Genomic DNA, 21,973 nt, shown 5'->3' with positions numbered 1-21,973 from the left:
GATCGATCCGTCGGCGTTCGTGTGCAAGTCGGCGGATCTGAGTGTCGAGGCGATCACGGCGTCGGCGGATGGTGTCGCGGCGATCGGTACGAATGTGGTGTCTGCGGTGGATGGTGCGTCCGCGGCGTGGGCGGGGGTGACGGCGCCGGGAGTGTTCGAGACACCTGATCAGGGCGCTGTTCTCGCGTTGCTGGATCCGGCTGTGGAGGGTGCGCAGTCGATGCAGGGTGTGACGTCGCGGGTGGCGTCGGCGTTGGAGACGTATGCGGGGGAGTTGGGGTCGATCAAGTCGGCTCTCGTCGACCTGGAGGAGAGGGCTGCGGCTTTCCGTGTTCGTGCGCTTCAGGGGTATGAGGTGTCGAATATGGAGAAGGACGGGTTCTTCGGCAGCTTGGGGCTGGGGAACGATTGGGTCCCGTTCGTCGCGGATGATGCGTGGGAGATGACGACGATTCCGTGGTACGAGCATGGTCCGGCGATCGAGAAGAACAAGTCCCTGGTGGGGGAGTACAACGCGATCGTGGAGCGGGTGTCGACGGCTGCGGTGGCGTGTGCGTCGTCGATTCAGGCGGAGTTGACGGGGATGTGTGTGGCTCCGGCTGAGGTGATCACGGCGGAGGCGTTGACGGCGAACCCGGATGTGTCGACGTGGGGGAGTGCGGTCGAGGAGGATCGTAACTGTTCGGAGTCGGTGGGGCATGGGTTCGCGAACTTCGCCACGGGCATCGCCCAGGGTGCGCAGTCTCTGGTGGGGGTGGATCCGGAGACGGGTGTGCAGAGTTGGGAGACGTTCGGGAAGACGTGGAGCGGGGTCGGGGACTTCGTGTGGTCGACGGTGGTGTTGATCCCTCTCGGGGTGCGGTCGATGTTCGCGGGTGGGAACATCCCCGCGGGTGAGGCGGGGTATCTGCAGGATCGCGTGAATGTCGTCGCGTCGAGTTGGGGGAGTCTGATCGGGTGGGATCAGCAGGCTTTCCTGGCGGGTGAGGACGGGTGGCATAAGTGGTCTGATGATGGTGTGGCGACTTTCACGGAGTCTGCGGCGAATATCGGGACGTTCTTCATTCCGGTGGCGGGTGTGGGGAAGGTGGTGTTGACCGGCACGCGGGTGGGGTCGTTCGTGGTGAAGGTCGGCACTCATATGGCGGAGTTCGCGATTCCGGGTGGTTCGCATCTGATCTCGGGGGTGGTGCGGGCCGCTGATGTGTCTGCGAGCGGTGTTCGGGGTGGGTGGCGGTCTCTGATCGACGCGGTCCGCCTGGATGATGTGCGGCCCGCGGTGGTGCCGGGTGTGGTGAACGTCGCCGTCGAGACGAGCCGGGTGCCCTCGAGCGTGACGGTGTCGGAGTCGCTCGGGCTGGACACGCCGGCGGCGCGACCGGTGGCACAGACTCCTGACCCGGATGCGCTTGACAGTGCCGGCCGCTCCGATGACACGCCAGCGGGGCCGAGCTGGAGGGAGGACCCCCGTGCCCCCGAGTTCCGCACTGAACTCGAGCACGCGGCAGCCCGTGGCGCACGAGATGGCTACGACCCCACCGGAGGCTTAGGCTGGGACCGCTTCTTGGACGAATACTTCGAGGGGTTCACGTCAAATGGGAATCCGAAGTGGCACTGGCCGGATGATCCGCCCCACACCAATGGGTTCACCCACGGTCTGTCCTCGCCCGCCGACCTCGCCACGGGCGACATAGTCGAACGGATAACCTTTACGGGCCCTGACGGTCCACTCGATGGGCGCTTCGCCGCGCCGCCTGGCACTCCGTTCGGCGACCTCGCTCTGCCGCCGGACCGGCTCAGCGACTCGACTGTCACTCAGCGGTTTGAAGTACTCCGCCCGCTTCCGGAGAATATACGTATGGGCGAGATAGCTCCCGGCTTCGGCCAGCGCGGACACGGCACGCAATATTACTTCCCGGATATGATCGGTCCGCTTATCGATGCCGGGTACCTGAGGGAGATTCGATGAATGAGGACGCTTTCATGGCGCAACTAATCGCATACGGGCACACACCGCAGACAATTGCTCGCGCGATCCATGTGGCGCCTTCATCGAGTGATCTGATCGGATCCGAATACAACATTGTCAATCAGGGGGGCCGCTTCGAGGTGTTGCAGCCCGACGGGCGGGCAGGTTTCGCACTCGCACTGGTCCGGCTAGGCGAGCCGTTCGCCGGAGAGACAATCGAGGATGCATATGAATTCATCATCGAGGACATCCAAAAGCGTCGTCGACGCGCTGGGCTGCCGGTATGACAGCGGGAACGGTTCAAGCGTTGGGGTGATTCGATGACTTGGTCTAAGCGTCTCCGGGTGGTTCGCATCTGATCTCGGGGGTGATGCGGGTCGCGGATGTGTCGGCGAGCGGTGTCCGGGGTAGGTGGCGGTCTCTGATGGACGTGGTCCGCCTGGATGATGTGCGGCCTGCGGTGGTGTGGTTAATGTCGCGGTCGATACGAGCCGCGTGTCATCGAGCGTGACGGTGTCGGAGTCGCTCGGGCTGGATACGCCGGCAGCGCAGAACCATTTGTTGGGAGTGCAACCACCAGAGCACGTCCCGCCGCACACGACATTGTTCGAGCCTCCTCATCACGCTGCTGCGGACGCACCACAGGTTCCGGCAGAGAAGATCTCCGCCATCAACGCCGATTTTCGTCTTGATAACGGAGCTGAGGATCCGGTACGTCTGCAGAACTGGGTCCGCCAGGCCGTCGAGACCGGCGCGAAGCCGGGCGTCACGCGGGCCGAGGCCGACGAGGCCCGTGAGTTGCGTAAGCGGGTTCGTCTGCTGGAGCAGGAGAATGAGGTGCTTCGCCGCGCGGCGGCGTATTTCGCGCAGGCGCATCTACCGGGAAAATGACGTACCCGCTCGTGACGCAGCTCGCCGCTGGAGAATCCGACGTGGGAGTCTGTCCGTTCTTTGCAACCCGGCGTCGTTGAGCCTGGATATTTTGAACTCACCGTGCCTTTTGCTGATCTGGAGAATGTCCAATCGGTAGCGAATGTCTGGAGGCCTGCACCGTCTCCTGCCTGACCGCGTCAGTATATCGCAGGCGTTGAGCGAGGTCTGGCCGAGCGGTCGAACGTGAGCTTGGCGAGACGTGGAGCGGGGTCGGGGACTTCGTGTGGTCGACGGTGGTGTTGATCCCTCTCGGGGTGCGGTCGATGTTCGCGGGTGGGAACATCCCCGCGGGTGAGGCGGGGTATCTGCAGGATCGCGTGAATGTCGTCGCGTCGAGTTGGGGGAGTCTGATCGGGTGGGATCAGCAGGCTTTCCTGGCGGGTGAGGACGGGTGGCATAAGTGGTCTGATGATGGTGTGGCGACTTTCACGGAGTCCGCGGCGAATATCGGGACGTTCTTCATTCCGGTGGCGGGTGTCGGGAAGGTGGTGTTGACCGGCACGCGGGTGGGGTCGTTCGTGGTGAAGGTCGGCACTCATATGGCGGAGTTCGCGATTCCGGGTGGTTCGCATCTGATCTCGGGGGTGGTGCGGGCCGCTGATGTGTCTGCGAGCGGTGTTCGGGGTGGGTGGCGGTCTCTGATCGACGCGGTCCGCCTGGATGATGTGCGGCCCGCGGTGGTGCCGGGTGTGGTGAACGTCGCCGTCGAGACGAGTCGGGTGCCCTCGAGCGTGACGGTGTCGGAGTCGCTCGGGCTGGACACGCCGGCGGCGCGACCGGTGGCGGGACCGGTGGCGTTCGAGGTGTCGGGGACGGGTGCGCGTCCCGAACGTGTGGAAGTGGGCCCAGCTTCGGCGGGGCCGCGGGTGGTTCAGGATGGTGTGCCGGTGGCTGTGCCGGAGTCGGTGGGTGTGAGTCGTGCGCCGGAGCAGCACACGCCCGCGGAGCGGGCTGAGGCATGGGACAACGCGTGGCGTAACGATGACGGTGTACGTGTCGATCCGCGTACGGGGGCACCTTTGGTGGAGTTCAACCGAGCGGGCACGGCCGGGTGGGAGATGCGGTGGGTTCCGGAGTGGAATGAGTGGGTGGCGTTCAACCGGGGTGATGGGTGGGGGGCGACGCCTCGCCCTTTGCCGGAGGGGTTCGACGTCGACCATTCCCGGGCTGTTGAGTATGAGTCGGGTGATGTGCACTACCCCGGCGCTCATCCGGCGTATACGCCGGATGCCACGTATGTGCGAGGTGGGGAGGAGTCGGGGTGGGCTCCGGTGAATCGCGGACCGGACAGGCCGTGGATGGGTGCGCAGGAACAGATCTCCGGCATCCTCCGGGATGAGAACGGTCATCTCCTCGAATGGCACCAGGTCGACCCGGACACCGGAAGTGTCGTCAAGTTCGACGGACACACCTGGCGCCAGGGTCCGCCCCCGGTCGAGGTGTTCCTGGAGGTAAAGAACGGATACGGTCAACTTCACTTTGCGCCTAGAAGCGAGTGGGCGGTTCTTCGAACACAAGCGATCGCGCGTCAACTGACTCGCCAGGTCGATATGCTCCCTGACAGCGCCGTTCTAGAGTGGCACGTGACTGACGCCTATGGTGCCCACGGGGTTCGTAGAATCGTAGATACGCTTGGCTTCGACGGATTCGTCGAGGTAATCTACACACCGAAAGTAGGATAGTCGCTGTGGAAAAGTTGGAGACTGTCAATATCTTGGCTTCGTGGACCAGGGTAGCCGAGTCTCCAGAATGGATTGCGACGCGCACGGATGAGCTGCTGCGGAATCTAAGTGTTGCGCTGGGTATAGACGACTGGCATATGCTGCTGCCGTCCCGCAACCTCGATGATCCGGAGGACCCTGGGGGCGAGCGAGTCCCGTGGGCGGGCGACCTTCCGGCTCTAGTGAGACGAAGTGCTATGACTGACGCCTTCGACTCGGTAGGGCCGGACGAGGGCTATTCATTCGGCTTGCACGGGCGAGCCTCTACGGGAGACGACGTCACGGTCTCTGTTGACGCGGGCGACCATCTCGTTGGTCGTAGAATCCCTCGTCACAGGCTCAGCCTTGAGCTCGCGGCCGCCGATGGGGGGAAGGTCGATGACGGCACTGCAGGCATCCTGATAAAGACGGCCGCCCAAAGCTTCGACCCGCAGATCGTGGAGCGGATTTCACCGGCACTCAACAAGTTGGCTGGGAGAAAAGGATGGCAGATTCGTCCTTCCAGTCACCTCTGGTTGCATGACGATGTGCTCGTCGATCCGGAACTACCGAGAGGGATGTCGGCCGAGCGCGTGGGTTCCGGGTCGTTGTATTCGGTGCCGACGGACTGGACTCACGAGCAAGTTAATGCTGTGCACAACGACTTTCGGGCCTTGAATGGAATCGACGTCCTGCCGCACTGAACGTCACCAGGGCATCATGCCTCGACCCTATCGACTGCGCGCCGACAGATGCGGTAGCCGTGCAACCGTGTGGATAACTCCGGACCGGGCGGTCAGAGACCGCGCGCGACGGCGGCAGCCGCCGAGAGCCACGCCCGCTGCGTGCGCTTCGCCAGCGCGCCGAAACGCAGGTGACCATCGACCATCTCATGGTCGAACGGGATGCTGACGACCTCCCGCGCAAGCGAGCGATAACCTCCGACGACATGCTCGACGTCGGCCGCGGATGCCTTCGGGTCTGCCTGGGACACCACGACGACGGCCTGGTCTGCGAGGCGAGCGGACCGCTCGTCGCGCTCTTCCAGAGCCTCCAGCAGCAGCGCGCCGGCTTCGGCGTGGTCTGCCCTGGTGGTCGTCGCCACGACGAGCTGATCCGCGTGGTCGATCATGCGCAGCCACATCGGGTCGGACTCGTCGTTTCCGGAATCGATGATGATGAGCCGGTAGAACTTCGCCGCGACGGCGTGGATCGCGTCGACGTCTTCGGGGTGAAGGCGGTTCTCGTGCGCCAGGCGGATCGGCTTCGATCGCAGGACGTCGAACTTCTCGCGCGGCTGGTGGTGCACGAAATGGGCGAGATCGGCGGACTGCGCTCCCGTGCCGAGAAGGCGCTCCGACTCCGGGAGCATCTCGAGCAGCGTGCGGTCGTGCGTGCCTGCCTCGGTGCGCCAGCCGAGCGTGCCGCGCGTCTGATTGTTGTCCCAGGCGAGCACCCCCGCGCCGCCGTAGCGAGCGAAGACAGCGGAGAGAAGAATGGTCGACGGGGTCTTGCCGGCGCCGCCCTTGCCGTTGACGACTGCGATGGTGCGCGGACCCGGCCAGTGCTGACTCACCGAGAGTTCGTCATTGCGAGCAGACTGCTCCGCGGCATCCGGTGCCATCTTGAACCCGAGCTTGTTGATCGCTCCGCGCACACCCTCCCGAGCGGGCTCCTCCGGGCGCTCCTCGAGGAGGAAAGACTGCCTGCCCTGGAGCTCGCGCTGCTGGCGACGCGTGGGCGGGGCGGGGTCCGCGTTCGCCTCGGCCGGCGGGGTCACACTGCTCCGGTGGTACTGAGGCGGCTCCACGAGTTGCGGTGCGGGCTGGTTGGGCCATGTCTCCTCGACGACCGGCTCAGGCTGAGCCGGCGCCGAAGCCCGCCCGCTGCGGAGGTCCGCGGCGGGAGCGTCCGGCATCGGAGGCACCGGCGGCAGCGCCGACGGCATCGGCGGGATCGAGTTGATGATCGACTCCGACTGGCCGCCTTGGGGCGTGGGAGCACTGTCGGCGGGCGGTGTGTTCTCGTGCGGTCCAGACATCGGGCAAAGCTTACCGGCATTTGGGTCGAACACGATCGCCGGGGTACCCTCTGTTCTCGTGCCCGTAGACGGCGCATCCTCCTCTCTCAAGGACGTAATGAACGAGTTCGCGCAGTCCCCTTCCCTCATCCTGCTTCCCGCGGTCGACGTCGCCGGAGGCAAGGCGGTCCGCCTCACCCAGGGCGAGGCGGGAACCGAGACGAGCTACGGCGACCCGCTGGATGCCGCAGGGGAGTGGGTGTCGCAGGGAGCCCAGTGGATCCACCTCGTCGACCTCGACGCCGCCTTCGGCCGGGGCAGCAACGCGCCCATCCTGCGCAAGGTCATCAAGCAGTTCAAGAACGTCAACGTGGAACTCTCGGGCGGCATCCGCGACGATGCGACGCTCGAGGCAGCGCTCGAGAGCGGCGCGACCCGTATCAACCTCGGCACCGCCGCGCTGGAGAACCCGGAGTGGGCCGCCGACGTGATCGGCCGCTACGGTGAGGCGATCGCGGTCGGACTGGACGTTCGCGGCACCACCTTGGCGGCCCGCGGTTGGACGAAGGAGGGCGGCGACCTCTGGGAGGTGCTCGACCGCCTGGAGGATGCCGGCTGCAGCCGCTACGTCGTGACCGACGTCACCAAGGACGGCACCCTGCGCGGCCCGAACCTCGAGCTCCTGCGCGAAGTGGCCTCGCGCACCCCCAAGCCGGTCGTCGCCTCCGGGGGGATCTCGAACCTCGACGACATCGCTGCGCTCCGCGAGCTCGTGCCGCTGGGCGTCGAGGGAGCGATCGTGGGCAAGGCGCTCTACGCCGGCGCCTTCACGCTGGCTGAGGCGCTGGATGTCGCAGGGGACTGACCCGGCGAACCCCGGAGACTCCGCGGGCGTCCCATGGGAGGGGCGGAGCTTCGAGCCGAACCCGCACACCTCGGATGACGGCTCCGCCGATCCGACCCTGCTCGATGCTCTGCTGCGCTTCGGCGCCGGCGACGGCTCGCAGGTCGAGGTGGTCGACGCGTTCCGGTCGGCACGCGTGCTGATCCCCCTCGTCGCCGAGAAGGGCGAAGAGGGCGTCGCGCCGAGCGGACTGACCGTCGACAAGACGCAGGAGCTCTCGATCGTCACGGTCGCCGCTCCTGACGGTCGGCGCGTGCAGCCCGTGTTCTCGTCGGTCGAGTCGATGCAGCGCTGGGATGCCGCGGCGCGTCCGGTTCCCGTCGAGGCGACCCGAGCGGCTCTCGCGGCATCCGCCGACGACACGGATCTCATCGTCCTGGACCCGACCTCGGACACGGAATTCGTGATCCGTCGGCCTGCGGTGTGGGCCATCGCGCAGGGTCACGCGTGGGAGCCGAGCTTCCTCTCGCCGGAGGTCTTCGGAGCCCTCCAGGAGAGCGTGGCGCACGAGCTCGCCGTGATAGACGTGGCCGTGGCGGCCGGAGACCCGGATGCGCGTCTGCGCGGGCCCGAGCTCGTCGTGATCCTTGAGCTCGTCGACGGCCTGGAGCGGGAGGTGCTCGACGCCGTCCTGCAGCGCCTCGCTCAGCGCTGGGCCTCCGACGACCGCATCGCGGTGCTCGCCGACTCCCTGACCGTCAAGCTCCGCCGCAGCGCCTGAGCCGTCCCTACCCCGGGAGCGTCAGTTGACCGGCCCGGTCCACTTCTCGCCGGGTCCCTTGCCGATGGGATCCGGGATGGACGAGGCTTCGCGGAACGCCAGCTGGAGGGAGCGCAGTCCATCGCGCAGGGAGCGTGCGTGCATGTCGCTGATCTCGGGTGCGCCGGCGGTGATGAGTCCGGCGAGGGCGTTGATGAGCTTGCGGGCCTCGTCGAGGTCGAGCTGCGCTGCGGCATCCGGGTCGTCGGCGAGCCCGAGCTTGACGGCGGCCGCACTCATGAGGTGGACGGCGGCGGTGGTGATCACCTCGACGGCGGGGACGTCGGCGATGTCCCGAGTGGCGGACGATGCCGCTTCCTCCTGTCGGGCCCAGCGCTCTTCGCGCTCGTATGCAGCATCGTCGGGAGCCTGGTTCGTCACTTCGCCTTGCCTTCTGTTAGACTTCAGCGGGCTCCGGAGCATCATGCTCCGGAACGAAAGAGGATTCACTTCCCACCCGCGCTTGCCGTTCCAGGCTACCGGGTCCAGCACTCCGCCGGCTCCGATCGAGAGATCGAGGCGGTAGCAGGGTGCGAGCCGGCGTCTGAATGCCGGCGGGTGGGACGATTCCGAATTCGGCTGAGGCGCAGAGAGCGTCGCAGTGGCTGAATCACATCGTCTAAGGAGCACCTATCAGCGATCCCCGCACCAATGAGCGCATCCGCGTCCCCGAGGTCCGCCTCGTCGGTCCCGCGGGTGAGCAGATCGGCGTCGTCCGCATCGAGGCCGCGTTGCGCCTTGCGCAGGAAGCCGATCTCGACCTCGTCGAGGTTGCCCCCAACTCGAAGCCGCCCGTGGTGAAGATCATGGACTACGGCAAGTTCAAGTACGAGGCCGCCCAGAAGGAAAAGGAAGCTCGCCGCAACCAGGCGAACACGATCCTGAAGGAAGTCCGCTTCCGACTGAAGATCGAGGCTCACGACTACACGACCAAGCTCAAGCGCGCCGAGGGCTTCCTCAAGGCCGGCGACAAGGTCAAGGCCATGATCCTCTTCCGCGGTCGCGAGCAGTCGCGTCCGGAACAGGGTGTGCGTCTGCTTCGCAAATTCGCGGAAGACGTGGCCGAGCTCGGAACGGTCGAGTCGAACCCGACCATCGACGGTCGCAACATGGTCATGGTCGTGGCGCCGCTGAAGAGCAAGTCCGAAGCCAAGCAGGAGCAGAACGCGGTCCGCGATGCACAGCGTGCCGCGAACAAGCAGGCTGCTCGTGAGGCCAAGAGCGAGTCGGATGCTCCGGCTGAGGCTCCGGCGGAGTAACTCCCGCCCACAGAACTCCCGCACCGCGGGTTGACAACGTCGCCTGAGAAGGCGCATGACGAAGGAAGAGAAGATGCCGAAGCAGAAGACCCACTCGGGTGCTAAGAAGCGCTTCAAGATCACCGGCAGCGGCAAGCTGAAGAAGCAGCAGGCCGGGATGCGCCACAACCTCGAGCACAAGTCGAGCCGGCGTACCCGTCGTCTGAACCAGGACCAGGTGCTCTCGAAGGCTGACACCAAGACGGCCAAGAAGCTTCTCGGCCGCTGACGCGCCCGACGCACGAATAGGAACACAGGAAAATGGCAAGAGTCAAGCGGGCGGTAAACGCCCACAAGAAGCGCCGGGTCATCCTCGAGCGCGCAAAAGGATACCGCGGTCAGCGTTCGCGTCTGTACCGCAAGGCCAAAGAGCAGGTCATCCACTCGCTGGTCTACTCGTACCGTGACCGTCGCAAGCGCAAGGGCGACTTCCGTCGCCTGTGGATCCAGCGCATCAACGCTGCGGCACGCCAGAACGGCATCACGTACAACCGTTTCATCCAGGGCCTTGGCCTCGCGGGTGTCACGGTCGACCGTCGTATGCTCGCCGACCTCGCGGTCAACGACGCGGCGACGTTCACGACGCTGGTCGAGACGGCCAAGAAGGCTCTGCCTTCCGACGTCAACGCGCCGAAGTCGGCTGCGTAAGGACCTCTTCACACAGGGCGCTCTCCTTCGGGAGGGCGCCCTGTGGCGTTTCCGGACGCGGAGCGAGCGCCGCGCCGACTGACGGTGATGTCGATGAAGGATGCCGCGGCGACGGCCACCGCATAGACGACGATGTCGCGGGGATCGAACCCGGATCCGAGGACGAGTTCGATCGGCGGGAACACCGCCGCCCACTCGCGAGGAAGACCAGTGAGCTGAAGCAGCTCGATGCCTCCGCAGATGACGAAAGCCAGCGCCGCCACTGCAGCACGAGGTGCCCGCGGAACGACGAGGGCTAGGAGCAGGTAGATGAGCACGGCGTAGAGGGCGTCGCCCGCGATGTCGCCGACGGCTCCGTCCACGCCGCGGTGGACGAGCAGTCCGAGGCCGACCGTCGCTGCGGCGAGGAGAGCGATCGCGACCCGTCGACGGGTGGACGCCGCCGCTGGATCCGTCGTCATGGACGCAACATACCTGATGGTGCGGGAACCGGCCGCCTGTTCCCTAGACTGTGAACGTGCTGGAGAACCCCCGCTCCCCCCGAGTCCGTGCCGTGGCGAAGCTGACCAAACGCAGCGCTCGAACGGAGACGGGCCTGTTCCTGCTCGAAGGCCCGCAGGCCGTCCGCGAAGCGCTCACCTATCGACCGGAGTCGATCGTCGAGCTCTTCGCGACACCGAACGGGTGGGAGAAGCATCCCGACATCCGTGCGAAGTCCACGGAGGCCGAGCTCGACGTCGAATACGTCACCGAGTATGTGCTCAATGCGATGGCCGACACCGTCACCCCGCAGGGCCTCGTCGCCGTGGTCCAGCAGACTCCGACGTCAGTGCGCGACATTTTCGCGGCATCCCCTCGCCTCGTCGCGATCTGCGAAGAGGTGCGGGACCCCGGGAACCTCGGCACCATCATCCGCGCGGCGGATGCCGCCGGAGCCGATGCCGTCGTGCTGACAGGACGCACCGTCGACCCGTACAACCCGAAGGTGGTGCGCGCCACGACCGGCTCGCTGTTCCACCTGCCGGTGTCCGTCGCCGGTGACCTCGCCGATGTCGTGAAGCGCGCGCACGAGGCGGGTCTGCGCATCCTCGCCGCCGATGTGAAGGGCGAGGATCTGCTCGAGGCGCGTGCGCAGGGGCTGCTCGCCGAGCCCACCGGGTGGCTCTTCGGCAATGAAGCCCATGGGCTGGAGGACGACGCCCTCGCCCTCGCCGACAAGGTGCTCAAGCTGCCCATCTTCGGCAAGGCCGAGTCGCTGAACCTTGCGACCGCTGCCAGCGTCTGCCTCTACGAGAGCGCGTTCGCACAGCGGGCTGCGTCGCCGGGCTGACCCGGAGGGCGCCGATGACGGATCGCGGGGGACGGGGTCGATGAGGATCCTGATCGTGGAGGATGACGAGCGGGTCGGTGCCGCGCTCGAGGCGTTCCTCGCGCGTTCCGGCTACGCGACCGTGCGTGCGACGGACGGTGCGGCGGCACTGGACCTGCTGGGTGTCGACACCGAGGTGGTGCTGCTCGACCTGGGGCTGCCGGACGTCGACGGGATCGACCTCTGCCGGCGCATCCGAGGTAGATCCGATGTGCCGATCGTGATCGTGACCGCGCGGAACCAGGTGACCGAGCGCATCAAGGGGCTCCGTGCGGGGGCCGACGACTTCGTCGTGAAGCCCTACGACGTGCATGAGCTGCTCGCCCGGATCGAGGCGGTGACGCGTCGCTCACGACCGATGCGCGCCGAGTCGGAGGCGCGCGTGCTGCTCGACGACGGTGAAGTGCAGATCGATCTCGTGGCGCGCCAGGTGCTCGTGGGAGGCGGACTCATCGATCTGACGCGCAAGGAGTTCGACATCGTCGCCGTGCTCGCGCGATATCCCGGTGTCGCTGTTCCGAAGGAGCGTCTCATCCGCGAGGTGTGGAACACGGACTGGCGGGGGTTCGGGCACTCGCTCGAGGTGCACGTCGGGGCGATCCGCAAGAAGACCGGGGAACGACGACTCATCGAGACTGTGCGCGGGGTCGGCTACCGGCTCGCGGGGTCCTGAGCGATGCGCCGTCGCCTCGTCATCGTCTTCCTCGTCCCGCTCGTCGCCATCCTCCTCTCGCTCGGCGGCGCGGCGGGCTGGGGTGCAGCGCGCAGCGTTCAGCAGGCCTTCTACGCCGAGCAGCTGGGCGATCTGGGGTATTTCGTCACGAGTGCACGGCAGTCGCTGCGCTCGGGCGGTCCTGCAGTGGTCGACGCGGAGGTCTCGCGATTCCGCGAGGTCTACGGCATCGACGTGATGGTCTTCGATCTCAGCGGGAGCGTCTGGGCGGCGGGAGAGCAGGACGCATCGGTGCTCTCCGACGAGGACGCGGAGCGCGTGCGCCTGGCGCTGTCGGGCCGCCGCGCCGAACCTCCCGGGTCGGTCTTCCCGTGGGTCGTCGCCGATTCCGCGCTCGCCGAGCCGGTGTTCGACGACGGCGACGTGATCGGAGCCGTGCTGGTCTCGGGAGACGTGGCAGCTCCTCGTGCCGCGATCCTCCAGCAGATCCTCGTGCTCTCGACCATCGGGGTGGCACTGATCGCGCTCGGCGTGCTCCTGGTCTTCCGGCTGGCGCGATGGGTGCTGTCGCCGGTGCGGCGGCTCGACGAGGCGATGGTGGCGATCGAACGCGGCGAGATGGACACCCGTGTCGCAGAGGACACCGGACCGCCCGAACTGCGCCGCATGACGAGAGTCTTCAACGGGATGGCCGACGAGATCGAGCGCGTCATGACGCGGCAGCAGGAGTTTGCGCTAAACGCATCCCACGAGCTGCGCAATCCGCTCAATGCGCTGCTTCTCCGCGTCGAACACCTCGCGACCGGGCTCGACGACCAGTGGCGCGACGATGTCGAGGAGACGCGGGAGGAGGGGCGCCGGATGGCGCGCATCCTCGAGACGCTGCTGGGCCTCGCCCGCGGCGGGCGCAGCGACTCGACCATCTCGGCGGTCGATCTCGCGACCCTCGCGTCTCGACGCGCCGATGCCTGGCGTGATGTCGCGGGCGGGCGGGGGATCGACCTCCGGCGGGTCGGTGACGCCTCGGTCATGAGCGTGACCGACCGCACGATCGTGGAGAGCGCTCTGGACGCGGTCATCGACAACGCCGTGAAATTCTCGCCCGCCGGCACCGCGGTGGAGGTGGGGGCATGGCGCGACGGCGAGGTGTGCCGGATCACGGTCTCGGATCAGGGGCCGGGGCTGACGGAGGAGCAGGCGGCCTCGGCGGCCGACCGATTCTGGCGCAGCGACGACAGCGGAAGCACCCCCGGCTCGGGACTGGGCCTCGCGATCGCCACGGACCTGCTCGAGGCCGTCGGCGGCGAACTCGCGGTTTCCTCCGCCGAGGGCGCCGGACTCACCGTCTCGCTGCTGATCCGAGACGGGGCGACCACGTGAGCGGGGGTCGCCGCCGTGTCGTCGCCGGCCTGGTCTCGCTCGTCCTGCTCGGCGCGCTGGCCGCCTGCACGCCGCGCGCAAGCGAATGGACGGGGGAGGAGTACGCGATCGCCGGAGGCGGCTCGACCGGGGTGTACTTCGCCTACGGAAGCCATCTCGCCGACGAACTGTCGAAGTCGCTGGACATTCGGATGACGGCCCATGAGACGGCCGGATCGATCGACAACTTGCTCCGTGTGGATGCCGGGGACGCGCTGATCGGATTCGCGCAGGGGGATGCCGCGGCGGATGCCGTCGCTGGAGCAGGTGCGTTCTCTGATCCACTGCAGATCGAGGCGATCGCGCGACTGTACGACGAATACGTGCACGTCGTCGTGCGCGGCGACTCGGAGATCGCCGACGTCGCCGACCTCGCGGGGCGAGATGTGTCCCTGGGTGCGGAGAATTCGGGCGTGAACGTGATCGCCCGACGGGTGCTGGATGTCGCGGGCGTCGCCGCGGCATCCGTCCGCGATCCGCAACTCGACCTCCGCGGCTCGATCGCGGCGATGGAACGAGGAGAGATCGACGGCTTCTTCTGGGTGGGTGGGTTGCCGACCCCTGGTATCTCGGAGCTCGCCGATCGGATGCCGGTGCGCCTGCTCCCGATCGACCAGGAGTGGGTGGTCGACGTGAACGACCGCTATTCTCACGCGTACCGCCCGGCAGACGTGCCCGAGGGGATGTACGGGTTGAAGGAATCGGCATCCACCATGGCGGTCCCCAACTACCTGGTCACCTCGTCGTCGACCCCGCCGGCCGTCGTGCGGGACGTCCTCGTCGGACTGTTCGACGCCCGCCCGCGGATCGCGGAGGAGGTGCCGGCGGCAGCCCTGCTGGATCGGCGGCAGGCGATCTTCACCGGACCTGTCCCGCTGCACCCGGGTGCCGTCGAGTACTACCGCGACCTGCGCGACTGAACGCTCGCCGCAGTGCTCAAGAAATCCTCAAGAAACTCTCACATCCCGGCCGTGCTCTGCCAATGTGAGGTCGATCGCGCACGATAGAGGTCCTGCTGCTCGCAGTCGTCGGGGGGTGAGCGCAGCGGCCGGACCTGATCCACGGCCCGCGGGGGCGGGCCGTGGATCGCTCGCGCAGAGACGCCCGAGTGGTGCGATCCCGTGTCACGAACATGTAAATCTCGGCGCCGTTCCTGGAGCCGTGCCCACGACCTGGCTAGTTTGGAGAAATGATGACCTCTGATAAACCCCTCGTCGTGGTCGACAACGTTCAAAAGCACTACGGCGACTTTCAGGCGTTGACCGATATCGACCTGACCGTCAACTCCGGCGAGGTCGTCGTCGTGATCGGCCCCTCCGGCTCCGGCAAGTCGACGCTCTGCCGCACGATCAACCGTCTGGAGACGATCACCAGCGGCACCATCAGCATCGACGGCAAGCCGCTTCCGGCCGAGGGCAAGGGCCTCGCGAACCTCCGTGCCGACGTCGGCATGGTGTTCCAGTCGTTCAACCTCTTCGCCCACCTCACGATCCTCGAGAACATCACCCTCGGCCCGATCAAGGTCCGCGGCCTCAAGAAGGCGGATGCTGAGAAGGAGGCGATGATCCTGCTCGAGCGCGTCGGCGTGGCGCAGCAAGCCTCGAAGCTTCCGGCTCAGCTCTCCGGTGGCCAGCAGCAGCGCGTGGCCATCGCCCGTGCCCTGGCGATGCAGCCCAAGGTGATGCTCTTCGACGAGCCGACCAGTGCGCTCGACCCCGAGATGATCAACGAGGTCCTCGACGTCATGGTCGGCCTCGCTCAGGAGGGCATGACGATGATCGTCGTGACCCATGAGATGGGCTTCGCACGGAAGGCGGCCGACCGCGTCGTCTTCATGGCGGACGGGCGGATCGTGGAGGAGGCGACTCCCGAGGAGTTCTTCACGAACCCGAAGAGCGATCGCGCCAAGGACTTCCTCTCGAAGCTCCTCACGCACTGACTCGCACCACCCACGCACTTCATAGTCCTTGCACACACAGCACACGAAGGAGACGCACATGCGACGCACACGGACACTGGCAGGCATCGGGATCGCAGCGGTGGCCCTGCTGGCGCTCACGGCCTGCAACAGCGGCAGCCCGTCCGACCCCGGCGCCGGCACCGGCGGCGGCGACGAGGGCGGCGAGGACTCGACCTGGTTCGAGGTCGCCAGCGACGTCGAACTCGAGGGAAGCCCCACGTTCGACGCCATCACCGAACGCGACAAGGTCATCATCGGCGTCAAGGAGGACCAGCCCGGTCTCGGCTTCCTCGACGTGACGACGAACGAGCGCACCGGCTTCGACGTCGACATCGCCCGTTGGATCGCCGCCTCGCTCGGCTATGACGAGGACAAGATCGAGTTCAAGCCGATTGCCTCGGCCAACCGCGAGCAGGCCATCGTGAACGGTGACATCGACTACTACGTCGGCACGTACTCGATCAACGACAAGCGCAAGGAGCTCATCGACTTCGCGGGTCCGTATTTCATCTCCGGTCAGGGCCTCTTGGTCGCCGCGGATGCCGAAGAGGCCGACAAGCTCGAGGACTTCAACGGCAAGACAGTATGCTCCGCGACGGGGTCCACGCCGATCCAGAACATCAAGGCCAACTTCCCCGACATCAAGACGCAGGAGTACGACCTGTACTCCGCTTGTGTTCAGGACCTGATCGACGGCAAGGTCGATGCGGTCACCACTGACCAGGCGATCCTCATCGGATACGCGGCTCAGTACCCGGACGACGTCAAGGTCACCGGCGGTCTGTTCACGGAGGAGCGCTACGGCGTCGGCCTTGAGAAGGGCGACGACGCTCTGCGCGCGCACATCAACGAACTGCTGACTGACGGTGGCGACATCTGGCAGGCGATCTTCGACAAGAACCTCGGTTCGAGTGGCATCGAGGTCGAGCAGCCTGAGGTCGACGCGTACTGATTGAACAGGGCGGCCTCCGCGAGGAGGCCGCCCCTCACTGCTGGAAGAAGGGGAGGGTGGCGTGGACGTCATCTTCGGCAACCTCGATCTGTGGGGAACGGCGATCAGCAATACGCTGCTCGTGTTCTTCGCCGGCGGGATCATCGCTCTGGTGCTCGGAATCATCGTGGGCGCCATGCGCGTTTCGCCGATCCCGGTCGCTCGCGGGGTGGGCACTCTCTACGTCAACATCGTTCGCAACACCCCGCTGACGCTTGTCTTCTTCTTCTTCGTCTTCGGCTATCCACAACTTGGTCTTCCCGATCTGTCCAACACGGTGCTGGGTATCCTCGCCATCGGCATCTACACTGCCACCTACGTTGCTGAGGTCCTCCGCGCTGGTATCAACACGGTGCCCGTCGGGCAGGCCGAAGCAGCGAGGGCGATCGGTCTCCCGTTCGGCCAGGTGATGACGCTCGTGATACTCCCGCAGGCGTTCCGTTCGGTGGTGCCGCCGATGATGAGTGTTTTCATCGCACTCCTCAAGAACACGACCGTGGCTGCGGGCTTCTCCATCGCTGAACTAGCAGCGCTTCGCTCGACGGTCAACGACTCGGCCGACCGACCAGGGAACCCGATGGAGGTCCTGCTCTGGGTCGCTGTGGTGTTCGTTGCGTTGGTCCTGCTGATGAGCTGGCTGCAACGCTATCTTGAGAACCGATGGAGGATCGCGCGATGAGCTCCGTTCTTTACGACGTCCCCGGGCCCCGGGCGATAGCCCGTAACCGTATCCTCGCGATCGTCACCGTCGCGGTGGTACTCGCTTTGGTCGGCTTCGTAATCCTCCGGATGCTGGAGACCGGTCAGTTCTCCGCGGAGAAGTGGTTCGTCTTCACGTTCTCCAACGTGTGGATGGGCATCTTCAATGCATTGGGAAACACGCTGGCTGCGTTCGCGCTGGCCGCTGTGCTCAGCGTCATTCTCGGATTCGTCCTCGCGATCGGGAGGCTCTCCGATCACGCCTGGGTGCGCGTCCCGGTCACGGTGATAACGGAACTCTTCCGAGCGGTCCCCGTCCTGGTGTTCATGATGCTGCTGTACTACGGCCTTCCGGTCGTGGGCGTGAAGATGGACCCGTACTGGGCCGTCGTGATCGCTCTGATGGCGTACAACGGTTCGGTCCTCGCCGAGGTGCTTCGAGCAGGGGTCGAGTCGCTTCCGCGTGGCCAAGGCGAGGCCGGCTACGCGATCGGTCTCCGCAAGAGCGGTGTCTTGCGGCTCATTCTCCTTCCGCAGGCGATCCGCGCCATGCTGCCGGTCATCGTCGCTCAGCTGGTCGTCACGATGAAGGACACTGCGCTCGGGTTCATCATCACGTACCCCGAGCTGCTCTATTACGCCAAACAGCTCACATCGCAGCAGGGGCGTCCGATCCTGCAGTCAGCCTTCGTCATCGGTGGCATCTACATCCTCATGTGCCTCATCCTCTCGGGCATCGCACGCTGGGTCGAGATCCGCACTCGTCGGTCGACGAAGGTACTCGGCATCGTCGCGGGAGCCGCGGATCCGAGGACCCATGAAGAGGGCACGGATACCGAACTGATCGCGATGCAGCGCGGAGCCGGGAAGTTCCACGGTACGAGCACCGGGGCCTGAGAACTGGGGGCTACCGCGCGCGCAGGCGTTACTCCCGCGCGCCGGTAGACTCGTCTCTCGTGTCTGAGTCTCCAGAAATCACCCCGGAAGCGGTCGAAGCAGCCGTCGCGGCGGCGCTGACGGCAATCGCCACGGCCGCCGACACGGCCGAGCTGAAGGCGGCCCGCGCCGCCCACGTCGCGGACGGTTCGCCCCTCGCAGTCCTGAACGCCTCGATGCGTCAGGTCGCCCCCGAGAACAAGGCCGCGTTCGGCAAGCTCGTCGGTCAGGGTCGCGGTCAGGTGACCAAGGCGCTCGCGGCGAAGGAGGCCGAGCTCGCCGAGGCAGAGGTCGCCGCGCGCCTCGAGGCCGAGCGCATCGACATCACCGCTGTCCCGTCGCGCACGCGCGTCGGCGCGCGGCATCCGCTCACTCTTCTTCAGGACCAGGTGTCCGACATCTTCGTCGGCATGGGCTGGGAAATCGCGGAGGGGCCGGAGCTCGAGCACGAGTGGTTCAACTTCGACGCGCTCAACTTCGACGTCGACCACCCCGCCCGCCAGGAGCAGGACACCTTCTACGTCGATCCGACGTCGCGCCACCTCGTGATGCGCACGCACACCAGCCCGGTGCAGGTGCGCTCGATGCTCGACCGCGAGGTGCCGATCTACGTGCTGTGCCCCGGCCGCGTCTACCGGACCGACGAGTTCGACGCGACGCATCTGCCGGTCTTCACGCAGTTCGAGGGCCTCGTGATCGACAAGGGCATCACGATGGCCCACCTCAAGGGCACGCTCGACCACTTCGCGAAGCAGCTCTTCGGCCCGGAGGCCAAGATGCGCTTCCGCACGAACTACTTCCCCTTCACCGAGCCGTCCGCCGAGCTCGACCTGTGGCACCCGACCTTCAAGGGCGGCGCGCGCTGGATCGAGTGGGGCGGCTGCGGCATGGTCAACCCGAACGTGCTCCGCGCGGCCGGGATCGACCCCGAGGTGTACAGCGGCTTCGCGTTCGGCATGGGCATCGAGCGGGGCCTGATGTTCCGCAGCGATGTGCAGGACATGCGCGACATGGCCGAGGGCGATGTCCGTTTCAGCGAGCAGTACGGGATGGTGGTGTGATGCGCGTCCCGCTTTCGTGGTTGCGTGAGTACGTCGATGTGGCAGCGGATGCCACACCGGAAGACGTCCTCGAGGCGCTGGTGACGGTCGGCTTCGAAGAGGAGGACGTGCACCGCTTCGAGATCACCGGTCCCGTCGTCGTCGGTCAGGTCGTCTCGCTCGAGGCGGAGCCGCAGTCCAACGGCAAGACCATCAACTGGTGCCAGGTCGACGTGGGCGAAGCGAACGGCGGTGTCCGCGGGATCGTCTGCGGTGCGCACAACTTCGTCGCCGGCGACAAGGTCGTGGTGACGCTTCCCGGCGCGGTGCTGCCCGGCCCGTTCCCGATCGCCGCACGCAAGACCTACGGTCATGTCTCCGACGGCATGATCGCCTCGGCGCGCGAGCTGGGCCTCGGCGACGAGCACAACGGCATCGTCGTGCTCTCGGACCTCGGGATCGACGCGCCCGTCGGCACCGATGCGATCGCGCTGCTAGGGCTGGACGACGTCGCTGTGGAGATCAACGTCACGCCCGACCGCGGCTACGCGTTCTCGCTGCGCGGCGTGGCCCGCGAGTACTCGCACGCGACCGGAGCGACCTTCCGCGATCCCGCCGAGCGCGACTTCGCCGAGCTGCAGCCCGGAGACGGTCACACGGCCATCATCGACGATCAGGCTCCGGTGCGCGGACGCGTCGGTGCGAGCGAGTTCGTCACGCGCGTCGTGCGCGGCGTCGACCCGTCGCGCCCGACCCCGCCCTGGATGATCGCGCGGCTGTCCCTCGCGGGCATGCGCTCGCTCGGCGTGCTGATCGACATCACCAACTACGTGATGCTCGAGCTCGGCCAGCCGCTGCACGGCTACGACCTCGACAAGCTCGCAGGCGGAATCACCGTTCGTCGCGCGACGCCGGGCGAGAAGATGACCACGCTCGACGGCGTCCAGCGCGAGCTCCACGTCGAAGACCTGCTGATCACCGACGATTCCGGTCCGATCGGCATGGCCGGCGTCATGGGCGGCGGCACCACCGAGATGAGCGGCACCACCCGGAACGTGCTCATCGAGGCCGCGATCTTCGATCCGATCACCATCGCGCGCTCCGCCCGCCGGCACAAGCTGCCGAGCGAGGCATCCAAGCGGTTCGAGCGCGGCGTCGACCCGCTCGTCCCGTTCGTGGCGGCCCGGCGCGCGGCCGACCTGATGGTCGAGCTCGCCGGCGGCACGCTCACCGAAGAGGGCGGCGCGCTGTTCGCCGAGGTCTTCGTGTCGGACATCGAGCTGCCCGCCGGCTTCGTGCAGGGCCTCATCGGCGTCGACTACACGGATGCCGAGATCTCCGGTGCGCTGACCACCATCGGCGCCGAGGTGTCTCCTTCGACAGGCTCAGGGACCCAGGGCGGCTGGACCGTCATCCCGCCGACCTGGCGCCCCGACCTCACCGACAAGTGGACGCTCGCCGAAGAGGTCGCCCGCATCCACGGCCTCGACCGCATCCCCTCGGTGCTGCCGACCCCGCCGTCTGGACGCGGACTCACTGCGCACCAGCAAGGACGACGCCGTGTCGCCGATGCGTTGGCCGCCGCCGGTCTCGTCGAGACTCCGGCTTTCCCGTTCACGACCGAGGCGCAGAACGACCTGCACGGTTCGGCATCCGGCCAGCACCTGCCCAGCATCCGCCTGGCCAACCCGCTGGACGGTCAGGCGCCGTTCCTGCGTCGCTCGCTCATCCCCGGGCTGCTGCAGACCGCGCACCGCAACATCGCGCGCGGGCTGACCGACATCGCGATCTTCGAGACGGGCGTCGTGTTCCTCCCGGAGCCGGGCGTCGAGTACGGCACGGACGACGTGCCGCCGCTGGGCGAGCGCCCGTCCGATGAGAAGCTCGCCGAGCTGAACGCGTCGATCCCGCCGCAGCATCGACATGTCGCCGTGCTGCTGACCGGCAACGTCTCGCCGCGTCAGCCCGGGCGTCCTGCGGAGCCCGCGGGGCTCGCCGAGGCGCTGGACGCGGCGCGAGTGATCGCCGCTGCCGCCGGCGTCGAGATCGACGTCGTCCAGGGTGAGCGCGCTGCGCTGCACCCCGGTCGCACCGGAGCACTTCTCGTCGACGGTGAGGAGATCGGCTACGTGGGCGAGCTGCATCCGGTCATGGCGCAGGACGCCGACCTGCCCGGCCGCGCGACCGTGCTCGAGCTCGATCTCGACCGGATCCTGGCGCTCGCCGGCAGCCGCATCGTCGCGGCGTCGCTGTCGACCTTCCCCGCCGCCACGCAGGACGTGTCGCTGACCCTGCCGGCGGACGTCGCTGCGGGTGACGTGCGGGCGGCTCTGGCCGAGGGTGCGGGAAGCCTGCTCGAATCAGTGCGTCTCGTGGACGACTATCGCGGTGACGGCGTGCCGGAGGGCTCGAAGAGCCTGACGTTCGCGCTGCGCTTCCGTGCAGACGATCGCACCCTGACCGCAGCCGAAGCCACCGAGGCGAAGCTCGCCGGCGTGGCCGTCGCGGCGGAGCGGTTCGGCGCGGCGATCCGCGACTGAGCTGTTTCGCGGCAGCGCTGCGCGACTGAGCGCGGCGTTCTGGGCCGGGGCGGTCGGGGCGTCGCCCGACGCCCGTACACAATTCAGCAAGAACTCCAGCGGCTGGGTCGCCGC

At 66.8% G+C, this 21,973-nt stretch carries 23 protein-coding genes; 20 read left to right on the top strand and 3 right to left on the bottom strand.

Annotated features, from left to right (window positions below):
• From RS85_RS00960 to RS85_RS00940, 5 genes are all read left to right on the top strand, one after another.
• Positions 1–1,969: TNT domain-containing protein (locus RS85_RS00960; protein ID WP_152642300.1), on the top strand; the 1,969-nt coding region annotated here is incomplete at its 5' end.
• The gene (locus RS85_RS00955; protein WP_046011541.1) at positions 1,966–2,256 is read left to right on the top strand and encodes a hypothetical protein; all 291 of its coding nucleotides are present in this window, start codon (positions 1,966–1,968) and stop codon (positions 2,254–2,256) included. The genes RS85_RS00960 and RS85_RS00955, both read left to right, overlap by 4 nt.
• Before the next feature lie 208 nt (positions 2,257–2,464).
• Positions 2,465–2,860: a transposase gene (locus tag RS85_RS20230; protein WP_442921919.1), complete on the top strand. Its 396-nt coding sequence runs from the start codon at positions 2,465–2,467 to the stop codon at positions 2,858–2,860.
• Between the two features lie 263 nt (positions 2,861–3,123).
• Positions 3,124–4,584 (top strand): hypothetical protein, encoded by a 1,461-nt coding sequence (locus RS85_RS00945; protein WP_046011539.1) that lies wholly within the window; start codon positions 3,124–3,126, stop codon positions 4,582–4,584.
• 5 nt (positions 4,585–4,589) lie between these two features.
• Positions 4,590–5,306, top strand: a complete 717-nt coding sequence (locus RS85_RS00940) for a hypothetical protein (protein WP_152642299.1) — start codon at positions 4,590–4,592, stop codon at positions 5,304–5,306.
• Positions 5,307–5,398: 92 nt separating this feature from the next.
• On the opposite strand, the gene RS85_RS00935 is transcribed toward RS85_RS00940, so the two are convergent.
• The gene (locus RS85_RS00935) at positions 5,399–6,643 is read right to left on the bottom strand and encodes a MinD/ParA family ATP-binding protein (RefSeq protein ID WP_235282294.1); all 1,245 of its coding nucleotides are present in this window, start codon (positions 6,641–6,643) and stop codon (positions 5,399–5,401) included.
• Between the two features lie 97 nt (positions 6,644–6,740).
• Here RS85_RS00935 and priA point away from each other — a divergent pair, with 97 nt between their 5' ends.
• Both priA and RS85_RS00925 read left to right on the top strand, forming a co-directional pair.
• A complete protein-coding gene (priA, locus tag RS85_RS00930; RefSeq protein WP_046011537.1) occupies positions 6,741–7,487 on the top strand; it encodes a bifunctional 1-(5-phosphoribosyl)-5-((5-phosphoribosylamino)methylideneamino)imidazole-4-carboxamide isomerase/phosphoribosylanthranilate isomerase PriA in 747 nt (248 codons plus the stop codon).
• The gene (locus RS85_RS00925; protein ID WP_046011536.1) at positions 7,471–8,247 is read left to right on the top strand and encodes an SseB family protein; all 777 of its coding nucleotides are present in this window, start codon (positions 7,471–7,473) and stop codon (positions 8,245–8,247) included. The genes priA and RS85_RS00925 overlap by 17 nt, the downstream gene beginning before the upstream one ends.
• A gap of 21 nt (positions 8,248–8,268) precedes the next feature.
• Here the strand turns inward: RS85_RS00925 and RS85_RS00920 are convergent, their stop codons facing one another.
• A complete protein-coding gene (locus RS85_RS00920; protein WP_046011535.1) occupies positions 8,269–8,667 on the bottom strand; it encodes a DUF1844 domain-containing protein in 399 nt (132 codons plus the stop codon).
• Positions 8,668–8,918: 251 nt separating this feature from the next.
• On the opposite strand from RS85_RS00920, the gene infC reads away from it, so the two are divergent.
• The 3 genes from infC to rplT all read left to right on the top strand — a co-directional run bounded on the left by infC (position 8,919) and on the right by rplT (position 10,232).
• On the top strand, positions 8,919–9,545 hold the full coding sequence (gene infC, locus RS85_RS00915) for a translation initiation factor IF-3 (RefSeq protein ID WP_082087432.1): 627 nt from the start codon (positions 8,919–8,921) through the stop codon (positions 9,543–9,545).
• A 73-nt stretch (positions 9,546–9,618) separates the two neighbouring features.
• Positions 9,619–9,813, top strand: a complete 195-nt coding sequence (gene rpmI, locus RS85_RS00910) for a 50S ribosomal protein L35 (RefSeq protein WP_036278714.1) — start codon at positions 9,619–9,621, stop codon at positions 9,811–9,813.
• 32 nt (positions 9,814–9,845) lie between these two features.
• On the top strand, positions 9,846–10,232 hold the full coding sequence (gene rplT / locus RS85_RS00905; protein ID WP_029262486.1) for a 50S ribosomal protein L20: 387 nt from the start codon (positions 9,846–9,848) through the stop codon (positions 10,230–10,232).
• A gap of 8 nt (positions 10,233–10,240) precedes the next feature.
• On the opposite strand, the gene RS85_RS00900 is transcribed toward rplT, so the two are convergent.
• Entirely contained in the window at positions 10,241–10,693 is a 453-nt protein-coding gene (locus RS85_RS00900) for a ribosomal maturation YjgA family protein (protein WP_046011533.1), read from the bottom strand.
• 56 nt (positions 10,694–10,749) lie between these two features.
• Between RS85_RS00900 and RS85_RS00895 the strand changes: the two genes are divergently transcribed.
• The 10 genes from RS85_RS00895 (at position 10,750) to pheT (ending at position 21,859) form a co-directional block, all read left to right on the top strand.
• The gene (locus RS85_RS00895) at positions 10,750–11,562 is read left to right on the top strand and encodes a TrmH family RNA methyltransferase (protein WP_046011549.1); all 813 of its coding nucleotides are present in this window, start codon (positions 10,750–10,752) and stop codon (positions 11,560–11,562) included.
• A gap of 40 nt (positions 11,563–11,602) precedes the next feature.
• The gene (locus tag RS85_RS00890) at positions 11,603–12,274 is read left to right on the top strand and encodes a response regulator transcription factor (RefSeq protein WP_046011532.1); all 672 of its coding nucleotides are present in this window, start codon (positions 11,603–11,605) and stop codon (positions 12,272–12,274) included.
• A 3-nt stretch (positions 12,275–12,277) separates the two neighbouring features.
• Entirely contained in the window at positions 12,278–13,654 is a 1,377-nt protein-coding gene (locus RS85_RS00885) for a sensor histidine kinase (protein ID WP_046011531.1), read from the top strand.
• The gene (locus tag RS85_RS00880) at positions 13,651–14,613 is read left to right on the top strand and encodes a TAXI family TRAP transporter solute-binding subunit (protein WP_046011530.1); all 963 of its coding nucleotides are present in this window, start codon (positions 13,651–13,653) and stop codon (positions 14,611–14,613) included. The genes RS85_RS00885 and RS85_RS00880 overlap by 4 nt, the downstream gene beginning before the upstream one ends.
• Positions 14,614–14,885: 272 nt before the next feature.
• A complete protein-coding gene (locus RS85_RS00875) occupies positions 14,886–15,632 on the top strand; it encodes an amino acid ABC transporter ATP-binding protein (protein WP_046011548.1) in 747 nt (248 codons plus the stop codon).
• A gap of 58 nt (positions 15,633–15,690) precedes the next feature.
• On the top strand, positions 15,691–16,605 hold the full coding sequence (locus RS85_RS00870; protein ID WP_046011529.1) for a glutamate ABC transporter substrate-binding protein: 915 nt from the start codon (positions 15,691–15,693) through the stop codon (positions 16,603–16,605).
• A 61-nt stretch (positions 16,606–16,666) separates the two neighbouring features.
• Entirely contained in the window at positions 16,667–17,323 is a 657-nt protein-coding gene (locus tag RS85_RS00865; protein ID WP_046011528.1) for an amino acid ABC transporter permease, read from the top strand.
• On the top strand, positions 17,320–18,240 hold the full coding sequence (locus RS85_RS00860) for an amino acid ABC transporter permease (protein WP_046011547.1): 921 nt from the start codon (positions 17,320–17,322) through the stop codon (positions 18,238–18,240). The genes RS85_RS00865 and RS85_RS00860 overlap by 4 nt, the downstream gene beginning before the upstream one ends.
• Before the next feature lie 59 nt (positions 18,241–18,299).
• Positions 18,300–19,340: a phenylalanine--tRNA ligase subunit alpha gene (pheS, locus tag RS85_RS00855; RefSeq protein WP_046011527.1), complete on the top strand. Its 1,041-nt coding sequence runs from the start codon at positions 18,300–18,302 to the stop codon at positions 19,338–19,340.
• A complete protein-coding gene (pheT, locus tag RS85_RS00850; protein ID WP_046011526.1) occupies positions 19,340–21,859 on the top strand; it encodes a phenylalanine--tRNA ligase subunit beta in 2,520 nt (839 codons plus the stop codon). Before pheS ends, pheT begins: the two co-directional genes overlap by 1 nt.
• Positions 21,860–21,973 lie beyond the last annotated feature (114 nt).

Origin of the sequence: Microbacterium sp. SA39 (assembly GCF_000967865.1) — a bacterium.
GTDB lineage: Bacteria > Actinomycetota > Actinomycetes > Actinomycetales > Microbacteriaceae > Microbacterium.
This window is presented reverse-complemented; position numbering and strand designations above follow the sequence as displayed.